This is a genomic window from Micromonospora krabiensis, from assembly GCF_900091425.1.
In the GTDB taxonomy this organism is placed as follows: Bacteria; Actinomycetota; Actinomycetes; order Mycobacteriales; family Micromonosporaceae; genus Micromonospora; species Micromonospora krabiensis.
In genome coordinates, this window is sequence record NZ_LT598496.1 from 3,891,562 (window position 1) to 3,905,267 (window position 13,706).

At 73.7% G+C, this 13,706-nt stretch carries 13 protein-coding genes; 7 read left to right on the forward strand and 6 right to left on the reverse strand.

Features of this window, described 5'->3' with window-relative positions; genetic code table 11:
- Positions 1-8: 8 nt before the first annotated feature.
- Complete coding sequence (locus GA0070620_RS17785; RefSeq protein ID WP_091592364.1) at positions 9-569, reverse strand: TetR/AcrR family transcriptional regulator; 561 nt, start codon at positions 567-569, stop codon at positions 9-11.
- Between the two features lie 84 nt (positions 570-653).
- On the opposite strand from GA0070620_RS17785, the gene GA0070620_RS17790 reads away from it, so the two are divergent.
- The 4 genes from GA0070620_RS17790 (at position 654) to GA0070620_RS17805 (ending at position 5,473) form a co-directional block, all read left to right on the forward strand.
- Positions 654-1,100 (forward strand): DoxX family protein, encoded by a 447-nt coding sequence (locus GA0070620_RS17790; RefSeq protein ID WP_091592366.1) that lies wholly within the window; start codon positions 654-656, stop codon positions 1,098-1,100.
- A 26-nt stretch (positions 1,101-1,126) separates the two neighbouring features.
- Entirely contained in the window at positions 1,127-1,609 is a 483-nt protein-coding gene (locus GA0070620_RS17795; protein WP_091592368.1) for a MarR family winged helix-turn-helix transcriptional regulator, read from the forward strand.
- Positions 1,603-3,336, forward strand: a complete 1,734-nt coding sequence (locus GA0070620_RS17800) for an ABC transporter ATP-binding protein (RefSeq protein WP_091592370.1) — start codon at positions 1,603-1,605, stop codon at positions 3,334-3,336. The genes GA0070620_RS17795 and GA0070620_RS17800 overlap by 7 nt, the downstream gene beginning before the upstream one ends.
- A gap of 76 nt (positions 3,337-3,412) precedes the next feature.
- A complete protein-coding gene (locus tag GA0070620_RS17805; RefSeq protein ID WP_197677465.1) occupies positions 3,413-5,473 on the forward strand; it encodes an ABC transporter ATP-binding protein in 2,061 nt (686 codons plus the stop codon).
- A gap of 5 nt (positions 5,474-5,478) precedes the next feature.
- Here GA0070620_RS17805 and thrS read toward each other — a convergent pair whose 3' ends face one another.
- Complete coding sequence (gene thrS, locus GA0070620_RS17810; RefSeq protein WP_091592372.1) at positions 5,479-6,717, reverse strand: threonine--tRNA ligase; 1,239 nt, start codon at positions 6,715-6,717, stop codon at positions 5,479-5,481.
- Between the two features lie 493 nt (positions 6,718-7,210).
- Between thrS and GA0070620_RS17815 the strand changes: the two genes are divergently transcribed.
- Entirely contained in the window at positions 7,211-7,858 is a 648-nt protein-coding gene (locus tag GA0070620_RS17815) for a DedA family protein (RefSeq protein WP_091592374.1), read from the forward strand.
- 100 nt (positions 7,859-7,958) lie between these two features.
- Positions 7,959-8,699, forward strand: a complete 741-nt coding sequence (locus GA0070620_RS17820) for a DUF998 domain-containing protein (RefSeq protein WP_091592376.1) — start codon at positions 7,959-7,961, stop codon at positions 8,697-8,699.
- On the opposite strand, the gene GA0070620_RS17825 is transcribed toward GA0070620_RS17820, so the two are convergent.
- On the reverse strand, positions 8,677-10,080 hold the full coding sequence (locus GA0070620_RS17825; protein WP_091592379.1) for an NAD(P)H-quinone dehydrogenase: 1,404 nt from the start codon (positions 10,078-10,080) through the stop codon (positions 8,677-8,679). The two genes, GA0070620_RS17820 and GA0070620_RS17825, sit on opposite strands and share 23 nt — an antisense overlap.
- A 106-nt stretch (positions 10,081-10,186) precedes the next feature.
- Here GA0070620_RS17825 and GA0070620_RS17830 point away from each other — a divergent pair, with 106 nt between their 5' ends.
- Entirely contained in the window at positions 10,187-10,642 is a 456-nt protein-coding gene (locus GA0070620_RS17830) for a gamma-glutamylcyclotransferase (RefSeq protein WP_091592383.1), read from the forward strand.
- A 72-nt stretch (positions 10,643-10,714) separates the two neighbouring features.
- On the opposite strand, the gene GA0070620_RS17835 is transcribed toward GA0070620_RS17830, so the two are convergent.
- The 3 genes from GA0070620_RS17835 to GA0070620_RS17845 form a co-directional block, all read right to left on the reverse strand.
- On the reverse strand, positions 10,715-11,698 hold the full coding sequence (locus GA0070620_RS17835; protein ID WP_091592385.1) for a GNAT family N-acetyltransferase: 984 nt from the start codon (positions 11,696-11,698) through the stop codon (positions 10,715-10,717).
- Positions 11,699-11,907: 209 nt separating this feature from the next.
- Complete coding sequence (locus GA0070620_RS17840) at positions 11,908-12,669, reverse strand: SCO6745 family protein (RefSeq protein WP_091592387.1); 762 nt, start codon at positions 12,667-12,669, stop codon at positions 11,908-11,910.
- A 58-nt stretch (positions 12,670-12,727) separates the two neighbouring features.
- Positions 12,728-13,705 carry a hypothetical protein gene (locus tag GA0070620_RS17845; protein ID WP_091592389.1) on the reverse strand — a complete coding sequence of 326 codons (978 nt, stop codon included), beginning with the start codon at positions 13,703-13,705 and terminating at the stop codon, positions 12,728-12,730.
- Position 13,706: the final 1 nt, after the last annotated feature.

Consider the following 13,706-nt stretch of genomic DNA (forward strand, 5'->3'; position numbering starts at 1 on the left):
GGCGCGGGCTACTCGAAGAGGCGGCGGATGACGATCCGGGCCGCCTCCCGGGGGTCGTCTCCCACCCGCGGCGGCAGCGCGCCGGCGATCCACAGCGTCGCGAAGCCGTGCACGATCGACCAGGCGGCGAGGGCGTCCCGCCCGGGGTCGGCGGGCCCGCCGTCGCGGTTGGCGAGACCGGCCACCCCGGCGCGCAGCGCCGCGCCGGCCCGCTCCCGGGCCGCCCGCACCTCGGGGCCGTCCGACCGGTAGAGGTCGGGCCGGAACATCACGTCGAAGTGGGCGCGGTGTCCGACGGCGAAGTCGACGTACGCCACGCCGGCGCTGAGCAGGTCCTCCGCTCCGCGTAGGGCGTCTGCCAGCAGGTCGAAGCCCTGCACCGCGAGGGCCGTGAGCAGACCGGCCTTGTCTCCGAAGTGGTGTGCGGGTGCCGCGTGCGAGACGCCGGCCCGGCGGGCCAGGTCGCGCAGGCTGAGGGCGGCCGGCCCCGACTCGGCGATCACCTCCACCGCGGCGTCGAGCAGGGCACGGGGCAGGTCGCCGTGATGGTAGCCACGCGTTCCGGTCATGCCGCGAGCATATCTTGTCGTTGACAAGATGCGAGTCGACGGGCAATCTTGTCGCTGACAAGTTCGAAGCCGAGGAGGACACCCATGGCTCCGCTGATCGCGTTGGTCGTCGGCACCGCACTCGCCCGACTCGCCGGGCTGGCCGGCGCCGACCCGCTCGACGCCTGGCCGCCGGCACTGCGCGTCGGCCTGGCCCTGATGTTCGTCGTGACCGGCGTCGCGCACTTCGTCGAACCCCGGCGCAGCGGGTTGGTCGCCATGGTGCCGCCGGCCCTGCCGCGACCCGACCTACTGGTCACCGTCACCGGCGCGCTGGAGATCGCCGGCGCGGTGGCACTGCTCGTCCCGGCGACCGCCCGGTGGGCGGCGGCCGGGCTGGGCCTGTTGATGCTCGCCATGTTCCCGGCGAACGTCTCGGCCGCCCGACGGCGTCTCACCCTGGCCGGCCGACCGGTGACCCCGCTGGCGCGGCGTACGGCACTGCAGTTGGTGTTCGTCGCCGCCGCTGCCGTCATTTCGTTTGGCCCCTGACTATCAGGGGGCTAACCTAATCTCCCGTGAGCCTGTTCACCCTCGACGACGTGCCCCTCGGCCGACTGCTGGTCACCGCCGGCCACCTCGTCAGTCAACGCTGGAACCGCGTCCTGGCCGAGAGGTTCGGCCTCACCCAGGCCGGCATGGTCACCCTCATGACCCTCGCCCACCACGGTGCCCTGCCGCACCGCGAGGTGGCGCAACGCTGCTACGTCCGACCGGCGACCCTCACCGGCATCGTCGACACCCTCGAACGGGACGGGCTGGTCGAGCGGCAACGCGACGAGAACGACCGACGCAGTGTCCGGCTCGCCATCACCCCGGCCGGCCGGGAACGGATCGCGGCGCTCGGCGCCATGATCCGCTCCGGCCGGCCGCTCACCTCGGTCGACGCCGACCCCGCGAAGGCGGCCGTGATCCGGGAGTTCCTGCTGGAGGTCATCGGTAGTGGAGAGGACCCGCGCATGACCGAATCCCACCGCGAGCCAGGAGAGCCGCCGTGCTGATCCGGCTGCTCCGACACCACCTGCACCCGTACTCGCGGCCGCTGGCCGCGATCGTGCTGCTCCAGTTCGTGGGCACGATGGCGTCGCTCTACCTGCCCAGCCTCAACGCCGACATCATCGACCAGGGCGTGGCCCGCGGCGACACCGACTACATCGTGCGGACCGGCGGCTGGATGCTGGTGGTCAGCCTGGTGCAGATCGTCTGCTCGATCGCGGCGGTCTACCTCGGCGCGCGGACGGCGATGGGCTTCGGTCGGGACGCCCGGGCGCGGATCTTCGCGCACGTGAACAGCTTCTCCGCGCGGGAGGTGGCGCGCTTCGGCGCCCCGTCGCTGATCACCCGCAGCACGAACGACGTGCAGCAGGTGCAGATGCTCGTGCTGATGAGCTGCACCATGCTGGTGGCCGCCCCGATCATGAGCGTCGGCGGAGTCGTGATGGCGCTCCGTGAGGATCTCGGGCTCTCCTGGCTGATGCTGGTCTGCGTACCGGTGCTGGCGGTGGCCCTGAGCCTCGTCATCCGTCGGATGGTGCCCGGCTTCCGGCTCATGCAGACCCGCATCGACACCGTCAACCGGGTGCTGCGCGAGCAGATCACCGGCATCCGGGTGGTGCGCGCCTTCGTGCGGGAGCCGTACGAGACGGACCGCTTCGGCGTCGCCAACGCGGACCTGACCGCCACCGCGCTGCGAACCGGGCGACTGCTCGCGCTGATCTTCCCGCTGGTGATGCTGGTGCTCAACGTCTCCAGCGTCGCGGTGCTCTGGTTCGGCGCGCAGCGCGTCGACTCCGGGGCCATCCAGGTCGGGGCGCTGACCGCGTTCCTCCAGTACCTGATGCAGATCCTGATGGCCGTCATGATGGCCACCTTCATGCTGATGATGGTCCCCCGGGCGGCGGTCTGCGCCGAGCGGATCGTCGAGGTGCTCGACACCGACTCCTCGGTGGTGCCGGCCGCCGGCGCGGTCAGCGAGGTCCCGACCCGGGCCGAGCTGGAGCTGCGTGGGGTGCGCTTCCAGTACCCGGGTGCCTCCGCCCCCGTGCTGCGGGACGTCTCGTTCCGTGTCACGCCGGGCACGACCACGGCCGTCATCGGCAGCACCGGCGCCGGCAAGACCACCCTGCTGTCGCTGATCCCGCGCCTGGTCGACGTCACCGCCGGCGCGGTCCTCGTCGACGGTGTGGACGTACGCGACCTCGCGCCGGACGAGCTGTGGCGCCGCATCGGCCTGGTGCCGCAGCGGCCGTACCTGTTCACCGGCACGATCGCGAGCAACCTGCGCTACGGCAACCCCGACGCGACCGACAGCGAGCTCTGGTCCGCGCTGGAGATCGCCCAGGCCGCCGACTTCGTCGCCCAGATGCCCGGCGGCCTCGATGCCCCGATCGCGCAGGGCGGCACCAACGTGTCCGGCGGCCAGCGTCAGCGCCTGGCGATCGCGCGGGCCCTGGTCCGCCAGCCGGAGATCTACCTCTTCGACGACTCCTTCTCGGCTCTCGACCTCGGCACGGACGCCCGCCTGCGGGCGGCGCTGCGGCCGGTGACCGCCGACGCGGCCGTGGTGATCGTCGCCCAGCGGGTCTCCACGATCGTCGACGCCGACCAGATCGTGGTGCTGGAGGACGGGGCGGTCGTCGGAATGGGACGGCACGAGGAACTACTGGACAGCTGCCCGACGTACGCGGAGATCGTCGCCTCGCAGCAGACGACGGAGGTGCCGGCATGAGCGAGCGCAGCGAGCGAATCAGACAGCACAGCGCGGTGGAGCCTCATGGCGGCTCCGACCGGAGGGAGGTGCCGGCATGAGCGAGCGGACTTCTCCCGTACCCGAGCAGAAGCCGGCCGGGGACGCACGGACGCCGGGCCGGCTGCCCGCCGCCGGCCGGCGCGGCGGCGGCGGTCCTCCGTGGATGGGCGCCGGGATGCCCGCCGAACGGTCCATGAACTTCGGGCCGTCGGCCCGGCGGCTGCTGCGCCGGCTCAGCCCGCACCGGCTCCACCTGGCGCTGATCATCACGCTGGCGGTGGTGAGCGTCGGGTTCAGCGTCGCCGGCCCGAAGATCCTGGGTCACGCCACCGACCTGATCTTCACCGGCGTGATCGGCCGGCAACTGCCGGCGGGGACCACGACCGACCAGGCCGTCGCGGCGGCCCGGGCCGCCGGCAACGACGCCTTCGCGGACATGCTCGCCCGGATGGACCCGGTGCCCGGGGCGGGCATCGACTTCGGCGCGCTGGGCCGCGTGCTGCTGCTGGCGCTCGCCCTCTACCTGGCCGCGAGCGTGCTGATGTGGTGGCAGGGCTGGCTGCTCAACGGCGTCGTGCAGCGCACCGTGCTGCGGCTGCGCGCCGACGTGGAGGAGAAGCTGAACCGACTGCCGCTGCCGTACTTCGACAAGCAGCCCCGGGGTGAGCTGCTGAGCCGGGTCACCAACGACATCGACAACATCTCCACGAGCCTCCAGCAGACGCTGAGTCAGCTGCTCACCTCGCTGCTCACCGTCGTCGGGGTGCTCGGCGCGATGTTCTGGATCTCGCCCCTGCTGGCGCTGGTGGCGCTGGTCGCGGTGCCACTGTCGGTGGTGGTCACCCAGCGGATCGCCAAGCGGTCGCAGAAGCAGTTCATCGCGCAGTGGACGCACACCGGCCAGCTCAACGGCCAGATCGAGGAGGCGTTCACCGGCCACGAGCTGGTGAAGGTCTTCGGGCGGCAGCGCGAGGTGGAGGCGGCCTTCACCGCGAAGAACGAGGAGCTGTTCCGGGCCAGCTTCGGCGCCCAGTTCATCTCCGGGATCATCATGCCGTCGATGATGTTCATCGGGAACCTGAGCTACGTGGCGATCGCCGTGGTCGGCGGCCTGCGGGTCGCCTCCGGGTCGATGAGCCTCGGCGACGTGCAGGCGTTCATCCAGTACTCCCGGCAGTTCACCCAGCCCCTGACCCAGGTCGCCTCGATGGCCAACCTGCTCCAGTCCGGGGTGGCCTCGGCCGAGCGGGTCTTCGCGGTCCTCGACGCCGAGGAGCAGACCCCGGACCCGGCGACACCGGCGCGGGTGACCGACCCGCGCGGTCGCGTCGAGTTCGAGCACGTGTCGTTCCGGTACGAGCCGGACAAGCCGCTGATCGACGACCTGTCGCTGGTCGCCGAGCCGGGCCACACCGTGGCGATCGTCGGGCCGACCGGCGCCGGCAAGACCACCCTGGTCAACCTGATCATGCGGTTCTACGAGCTGGACGCCGGCCGGATCACGCTCGACGGGGTGGACATCACCACGATGCGCCGCGACGACCTGCGCGGACGCATCGGCATGGTGCTCCAGGACACCTGGCTGTTCGGCGGCACGATCCGCGACAACATCGCGTACGGGCGCCCCGACGCGACCGAGGAGGAGATCCTCGCCGCGGCGCGGGCGACCTTCGTGGACCGGTTCGTCCGCAGCCTCCCCGACGGCTACGACACGGTCATCGACGAGGAGGGCAGCAACGTCAGCGCGGGCGAGAAGCAGCTCATCACGATCGCCCGGGCGTTCCTCGCCGAACCGTCGCTGCTGATCCTGGACGAGGCGACCAGCTCGGTCGACACACGTACGGAGGTGCTGCTCCAGCGGGCCATGGCAGCCCTGCGGTCCGACCGGACGAGCTTCGTCATCGCGCACCGGCTCTCCACGATCCGGGACGCCGACCTGATCCTCATGATGGAGGACGGCCGGATCGTCGAGCAGGGCACGCACGAGCAGCTGCTCGCCGCGCGGGGCGCGTACCACCGGCTGTACCGGTCGCAGTTCAGCCAGGCCCTCACCGACGAGCCCGACGACGGCGCTCCCCGGCCGCCGGTGCCGGCGCAGGGGGCGCTGTCGTCGTGACCGGGTCAGGCGCCGGCGACCACCGGCGCGGAACCGGGCAGCAGGTCGGCGGAGCGGGCGGCCACCACGTCGGTGACCAGGCTCAGCGCGGCGTCGACGGCCATGGGCGCCAGCCCGCGGCCGTCCCGCAGCCGCAGGGCCACCCGCCCGTCGGCCGCCTCCCGGGCGCCGATCACCGCGACGTACGGCACCCGGCGCCGGGCCGCGTCCCGGACCCGGGCGCCCAGCGACCCGGCGGCGTGCACCTCGACCCGCAGCCCGGCCGCCTCGCCCCGCCCGGCGAGGTCGGCCGCGGCGTCGGCCTGCCCCTCGTCCACCGGCAGCACGGCCAGCTGCACCGGCGCGTACCAGGCGGGGAACGCGCCCTGGTGCACCTCGATCAGGTACGCGAACAGCCGCTCCATGCTGCCGACCAGGCTGCGGTGCACCATCACCGGCCGCCGCCGCGCGCCGTCCCGGTCGGTGTACGACAGGTCGAAGCGCTCCGGCTTGTCGAAGTCGAGCTGGACGGTGGCGAGGGTCGACTCCCGACCGGCGGCGTCGACGATCTGCACGTCGATCTTCGGGCCGTAGAAGGCCGCGTCGCCGGGCGCCTCGACGTACGCCGAGCCGCCCAGCGCGTCGCGCAGCAACTCCTCGGCGCGAGCCCACTGGGCGTCGTCGCCCACGTACCGCTGCGCCGGCCCGCGCAGCGACAGCCGGAACCCCGCCGGGCGGACGCCGAGCGCGGCGTGCGCCGCGCGGATCAGCCGGAGAACCTCGGCGACCTCGTCGCCGACCTGCTCCACGGCGCAGAAGGTGTGCGCGTCGTTGAGCGAGATGGCCCGCACCCGGGACAGCCCACCGAGCACCCCGGACCGCTCCGGCCGATACATCCCGCCCAGCTCGGCGATGCGCAGCGGCAGCTCACGGTAGGAGCGGCCCCGGGCGCGGAACACCAGGGCGTGGTGCGGGCAGAGCGCCGGCCGGAGCAGGAACTCGTCGTCGGCGCTCAGCCGCATCGGCGGGAACATGTCGTCGGCGAAGTAGCCGAGGTGGCCGGAGCGCTCGAAGAGTTCCCGTTTGCCCAGCGGCGGCGAGTAGACGTGCTGGTAGCCGGCTCGGCGCTCCAACTCCCGGAGGTACTCCTCGACGGCGTGCCGGGCGGCCGCGCCGGCCGGCAGCCAGATCGGCAGCCCGGCGCCCGCGAGGGGGTCGGAGACGAACAGGTCCAGCTCCCGGCCGAGCCTGCGGTGGTCGATCATGTCGCTCTCCTTGATCGGGTACGACCCGGGAGCGATCTGGTCTCCGAACGCCGCGCGGCCCTCGGGGGCGGATCGCCCCGGGGCCTCGTCGACGGAAGGTCAGTGCGGCGCGCCGGGGTTTCCCGGCGTCGTGGTGAGTTCCGCACTGCGCATGCCGCGACGCTACGCGGACGCGCCCGCCGGTCGCACCTCGATTTAGGCGTGGGTGAGAGTGCGGGCCGCCGGCACGGGACCTGCCGACGGCCCGCGGCGGCCCGATCGTCGAAAACGGGGGATCCGACGGTCGCGGGGCCGCGCGCCGACAACGGTACGCCGATGAACGCCGATCCGCCGACCGGTCTTCGGGAGCGTGACCGCGGGCGGCTGAGCGTCGTTGACCCAGGGTGGGCCCGTCGTGTCGGTGGTCACCACCGGCCGGGGCTGTCGACGGTGACGCCGGACACGCCGTCAGGCTCGGTACACCCAATCGGCCGGATCCGGCGAGGTGGCAGGCGTGCCCGAACTACTCACTGACGTCGCATCGCCGACGTGGGCGTACCTGCTGCTGCTCGGCCTCCTCGTGGCGGACGCCTTCATCCCGGTGATCCCCACCCAGGCCATCATGATCACCAGCGGTGCGCTCACCGTGTACGGCGGGCTCGACCTGCCGGTGACCATCGCCGTCGGCGCCCTCGGCGTCCTCGCCGGTGATCTCGCCTGCTACCTGCTCGGCCGGTGCGCACCGGACCGCCGGGCGCCCCGGCACGCCACCCCGAGCCGGACCCGCCGGGTCGCCGGCCGGGTCACCCAGGGCCTACGCCGACCCGGCCCCCTGGTGATCCTGCTGTGCCGCTTCGTGCCCGGTGGCCGGATGGCGGCCTGCTTCTCGGCCGGCCGCAGCCGCTACCCGTACCGACTCTTCCTGCTCTACGAGACGGTCGCCGCGCTGGGCTGGGCCACCTACGGGGCGCTGGTCGGGCACCTGGGTGGGACCGCGCTGACCGAGTCGGCCTGGCGGCTCGCGCTGATCGCCGCCGTGGCGGCGACCGGGTTCGCCGCGGCCGGCTGGGCGATCACCCTCATCGGCGCCCGCCACGCCCGCGCCGAGGTCCCGGTCGACGAGGCGCCCCCGGCGGTGCCGCAGGAGCCGCTGCGCGGCTGAGCGCCCGACCCGTCCCCGACACCTCTAGGGGTGGTCCCGGGGACCGATTTCGGTGACCGGCCCCGATCCGTTTCGGGTGCTTCCGGCGACAGGCTGAGGCATGCCTGGAACCCGGAGCGCCGGCCTGCTGGCCCTCGGCGGCATCGCCATCGCGGCGCTGCTCGCCGTGATCGGTCACGTCGAGGTGAACGAGAACCTGTCCCCCTGGTCGCTGACCGTCAGCGACTTCGCCGTCTCCGACCGCGGCGGCGTCATCGACGTCGCGATGGTGGTGCTCGCCCTCGCCACCGCGGTCCTGCTCTCCGGTCTGCGGCGCGCCGCCCCGCCCGGGCGGGCGGCCGGCGCCGGCGGCCGGCTGACCGACGTGCTGCTCGGGTCCTGGGTGGCCGGGTTGCTGCTGGCCGCGGTCGTCCCCACCAACGATCCCGGTACGCCGATGACGACCGCCGCGTACGTGCACCGGTACGCGTCGGTCGTCGCCTTCCTGGCGCTCCCGGTCGCCGGCTGGCTGCTCGCCCGCCGGGGTGACCTGGCCCCGGCCGGCCGATGGCTGCGCGGCCTGGTCCTGGTCAGCGTGGTCCTCGCGGTGGCGATGGTGTGGTCCGCGTACCCGGGGGACCGCCTGCTCATCGGCCTGATCGAGCGCGCGCTCATCCTCAGTGAGGTGGCCCTGATCGCCGTGGTGGCCGGCACGGTCGCACGGACCCGCCGCGCCGCCGACGGCCGGGCCGATCATGCGGTTGTGGTGCCTGACGTAAGGGGCGAAGCATCCCGAACCGTCCACCACAACCGCATGATCGACGTGACACGCGCGGAGGTCACTCCAGCTCGTGGAGCATGAGCTGACGGGCGGCCTCGGTGATCGACCCGGAGAGGCTCGGGTAGATGGTGATCGTCTGAGCCAGCTCGTTGACGGTGAGGTTGTTCTCCACCGCCATCGTGATCGGCAGGATCAGCTCGCTGGCCTTCGGGGCGACCACCACACCGCCGATCACCTGCCCGCTCGCCGGCCGGCAGAACAGCTTCACGAAGCCGTCGGCGAGGTCGTCCATCTTCGCGCGGGCGTTGCCGGACAGCGGCAGCATCACCTGCCGGGCGGGGACCTTGCCGGCGTCGACCTCGTCCTGCGAGACGCCCACGGTGGCCAGCTCCGGGTCGGTGAACACGTTCGCCGCGACGGTCCGCAGCCGCAGCGGGCGGACCGCCTCGCCGAGCGCGTGCCACATCGCGATCCGGCCCTGCATCGCGGCGACGCTGGCCAGCGGCAGCACCCCCGTGCAGTCACCGGCGGCGTAGATGCCGGGCACGTTGGTGCGGGACACCCGGTCGACGGTGACGTAGCCGCCCCGGGCCAGCTCGACGCCGTACTCGGCCAGTCCCAGGTCCGCCGTGTTGGGGATCGACCCGACGGCGATCAGCGCGTGCGAGCCGTACACCTTGCGGCCGTCGGAGAGCTCCACCTCGACGCCGGTGTCGGTGCGGCGGACCGCGTCGGCCCGGGAGTTGTTGAGGATGCTCATCCCCCGGGTGCGGAACACCCGCTCGATCGCGGAGGCCGCGTCGGCGTCCTCGTGCGGCATCACCCGGTCCCGGCTGGAGACCAGGGTGACGTCGACCCCCATCGCCAGGTAGGCGCTGGCGAACTCGGCGCCGGTCACACCGGAGCCCACGACGATCAGGTGCTCGGGCAGCTCCGGCAGGTCGTACACCTGACGCCAGGTCAGGATGCGCTCCCCGTCGGGCACGGCGGTGGGCAACTGGCGCGGGGTGGCGCCGGTCGCGACCAGCACCGTCGACGCGTCGATGGTGTAGTCGGAGCCGCCCTCGGCGGGAGTGACGACGACCCGGTGGGTGTGACCGAGGGTGTCCTCGCCGAGCCGGGCGCTGCCGGCCACGAAGGTGACGCCGGCCTTCAGCAGCTTCGCGTGGATGTCGGCCGACTGGGCCAACGCGAGCCGCTTGACCCGCTCGTGGACCGCCCGGGCGTCCACGGTGACCGCCTCCAGCCCGTCCGAGTGCACCCCGAACTCCTCGGTGTCCCGGTAGCCGGTCACCACCTCGGAACTGGCGATGAAGGTCTTCGACGGTACGCAGTCGGACAGCACGCACGCCCCGCCGGCACCCTCGGCCTCCACGACGGTCACATCAGCGTCCAGCTGCGCGGCGACCAATGCCGCCTCGTAGCCGGCCGGCCCTCCGCCGATGATCACGATCCGGCTCACAGCGTTCGCCCTTCGTCGATGCTCACAGTGACTTTCTTCTCCCGAACGCGTCCGACACGCACCGTCGTATTCTCCCCCACCCGTCGGCCGGGCTATCGTCATCGCCGTGCGTCTTCACGCCGCCTACGGCTCAAACCTGGACCCCGCACGGATGCGCGCTTACTGCCCGCGTTCGCCGATGGTGGGCACCGGGTGGCTGGAGGGCTGGCGGCTCACCTTCGCCGGCGAGGACGTGATCGGCTGGGAAGGCGCGGTCAGCACCGTCGTCGAGTCCCCCGGCGACCGGGTGTTCGTGGCGCTCTACGACATCCACCCCGTCGACGCCGCCCAGCTCGACGAGATCGAGGGCGTGAACGCCGGCACGTACCGGCGGCTCACCGTCCGCGTGTCGACCCTCGACGGGGACGTCACGGCGTGGGTCTACGTCTTCGACGGCTACGAGGGCGGTCTGCCGACGTCGTGGTACCTGTCGGAGATCGTCACGGCGGCCGAGAAGGCGGGCGCTCCCGACGACTACGTCACCGAGCTGCGGTCCCGCCCCACCGGCACCGCCTCGGCGTAGCGCGTATCGCACGCGCCCAGTCTGCTACCACCGTCGCGCGAACCCGCCGCCGACCCCGGCGGAGGTCGTCAATCACACACCCGTCGGCGGTACGGTCAGCGCGGTCGCCGGCACCACCAACTCGTACATGTCGGTCCACCGGGTCTCCCGCAGCCCCACCGAGCGGTAGAGCGACAGTGGCGTGGTCGGGTTGGTGAGGTCCACACCGAGCCCCGCGGCCGTCCGGCCCTTCTCCGCGTAGCGGGCGAACGCCCGGCGCAGCAGCGCCGCCCCGACACCCCGGCGGCGGAACGCGGGGAGCACGGACAGGCTCCGGACGAAGCCCTCGTCCTGGTCGAGCGCCTGGTCGGACGACTGCAGCGCGCCCGCGGCGACCCCGTCCACCTCGGCCATGAACCATTCGTCCCAGGTCGTGACGTGCTGGGTGATCTTCTTGCGCCACTCGGCGAAGCCCAGCGGCTCGTAGTCCGGGGTGTCCCGGAACGCCGTGTCGAAGATCCGGTGGAACTCTCGCAGGTCCAGCTCGTCGTCGGCCCGGACCGGGCGGACCGTCACACCGGGCGGCGGGGCCGGCTCGGCGGGCAGGTCGGCCAGCGAGCGGTGCATCCGGACGTACCTCTTGGCCAGGGTGAAGCCGGCCTCCTCCAGCAGCCGCTGCCAGTCCCGCTCCGGTTCGAAGACGGCGCAGCGCACGGTCAGCGCCGGCAGCTCCCGTTCGGCGGCCCGCTCCGCGACCCGGTCGAGTTGGCGGGCCAGCAGCGGCCCGCGGGCCTGGTGACCGCGGGCCGGGTCGACGTAGACCTCGACGAACTCCCGGCCGACGCCGGTGGGGTTGTCGACGATCGCCCAGCCGACCACCTCGCCGTCCGGGTCGAGCGCCAGCCAGGAGTCGCGGGCCGGATCGACGTACGGTGCGGTCAGCGCCGCCTCGACGTCCTCCGCGTCGAAGTCGGGGTAGCCGACGGCGAAGGTGTCGGCGGCGTGCACCACCGCCAGGATCGCCGGGACGTCGTCCAGGGTGGGCCGGCGCGTGCTCCAGCCAGCGGGGAAGGTCACGCCGACGATCCTGGCAGGGGCATGCCGTCCACGCCGCCGATTTTCCGACCCGGCCGGGGCGAGACCGGACCCCCGCCGCGACGCGGCGGTGGGCACTCTTCCCCGGGAAGGGGCCCCTCCCGGCAAGTGGGTGGGCACTCTTTCCCGGAGGTAGGGCGGTCGATTCCCCGAGGAGGGGCCGTCGACCGGTGGCACGCGGTGCCGGGTGGTCAGGCGGCCGGGTAGGAGCGGGCCACCGGGCCCAGGTGGGCGCGGGTCTCGGTCAGCAGGTCGAGCAGCTCGGCGCCGCCGGCCGGGCCGAGCGCCGCGAACGCCGGGGCGGCCAGCCGGTCGGTCACGGCCTCCGCCCAGAGCCGGCGCCGGACCAGCGGGCCGATCGGAGGGTACGGCGGTGGCCAGCCGCAGGCCATCGCCCCGGCCTCCCCCTCCGGCCCGGCGAGCACCGCCTCCAGCGGCGTCATCCCGCTGGCGCGGACGGCCAGCAGGTAGGCGCCGGTGAAGTGCTCCCGCAGCAGCCGCAGGCCGGCGGCGGCCCGCGCTCCCGCCGTGCGTCCCGGCACCGGCATCGCCCGCCAGGCGGCGAAGAGCGGCATGCCGCTGGCGTCGGCGGCCGCGCTGGCGCACTCCAGCAACACGGCCAGCCGCTCGATCCCGCGAACGACGTCCAGGTGCTGCGAACCCCACCGGCAGCACTCCGCGAGCGTCGCGGCGGCCACCTCGAACGGCCGGACCGTGCGGGCGGCCCCGTCCCACCCGTCGGCCACGGCGTCGGGAGCGATGAAGCCGAGCGCGGCAGCGACCGTCTCGGCACGGACGTCGCCGAGCGCGCCGGCCCGACCGCTCACGTAGAAGGCCCAGCCGGAGATGCCGAGCAGCCGGGCCCGGCGCAGGGTGATCGGGCAGCGGGTGAAGGCGTCGCCCAGGTCGAGCACCATCGGCTTGGTGGCCGACGCCACCTGCTCCGGCGTCATCGGTCCGGCCCGCGCGACGCGGTCGTCGCCGGCCCCACTGCACGTCCGTCCATCGACGTCAGTCTGCCTCGCCGCCGCCCCTTCCGGCAGCCCCCTCGTCGGCGTCCAGGGCCTCGACGGCCGCCTCGACCTCGCCGGTGCGCCGCCGCGCGGCGGTCAGGGCCCGCTCCGCGCCCCGGCGGGCCAGCTTGGCCCGGCTCAGCTCCTGCTCGGCGACGGCCCGCCGGCGCTCCAGCTCGGCCAGCTCGTTCTCGATGTCGTCGAGCGCGGCGACACCGTCGCGTTCGGCCTCCGCCGCGTCCGCCAGCTCCGACTCCGCCCGCTCCTGCTCGGTACGCGCCTTCGTCAGCTCCCGCTCCAGCGCCCGCCGCTGCCGTGCGCGTTCGGCCCGGGCCGCCCGCTCGGCCGCCCGCTCGGCCTGGGCCGCCCGCTCCGCGGCGCGGTCGCTGCCCGGTGCGCGCTGGGCCGGCGCCCGGCCGGTCTCGCGGCGCGCGGGGCGTTCCTCCTCCTCGTCCTCGTCGCCGGTGACCAGCCGAAGCTGCGGGCGGGGCACCTCGCCGAACCCGGCGTAGCTGGCCGCGCGGAGCAGCCGGCCAGCCTGAACCTGCTCGGCCACCCCGGTGTCGGAGAGCGCGGCGTTGAGGGTCGCCTCGACCTCGGCCAGCGGCAGCTTCCCGGCCGACGGGGCGCCGGGCTCACCGGCGGCGAGGCGGCGCGCCTCGGCGACGAGCGCGGCGACCACCGCCCGCCGCTGCCCGGAGAGTTCCCGCAGCCGCGGGCCGCGCAGTTCCCGCTGGGCCGACCGCATCGCGTCGGCGAGCTGCACCAGGTCGGCGACCAGTTCGGGCCGGCGGATGGCCAGCAGGTTCACCAGCCAGGCAGCCACGGTCGGGCGGCGCAGTCGGGCGATCTGCCGCGCGGTGGCCGGGTCACCGGCGCGGCGGGCGTCGGCGACGGCCGCGTCCCGGGCGGCGACGAACCGGTCCGGTGGGGTGCTGTAGAGCTGCTGCACCAGCTCGGGCGGCGGCTCCGCCATC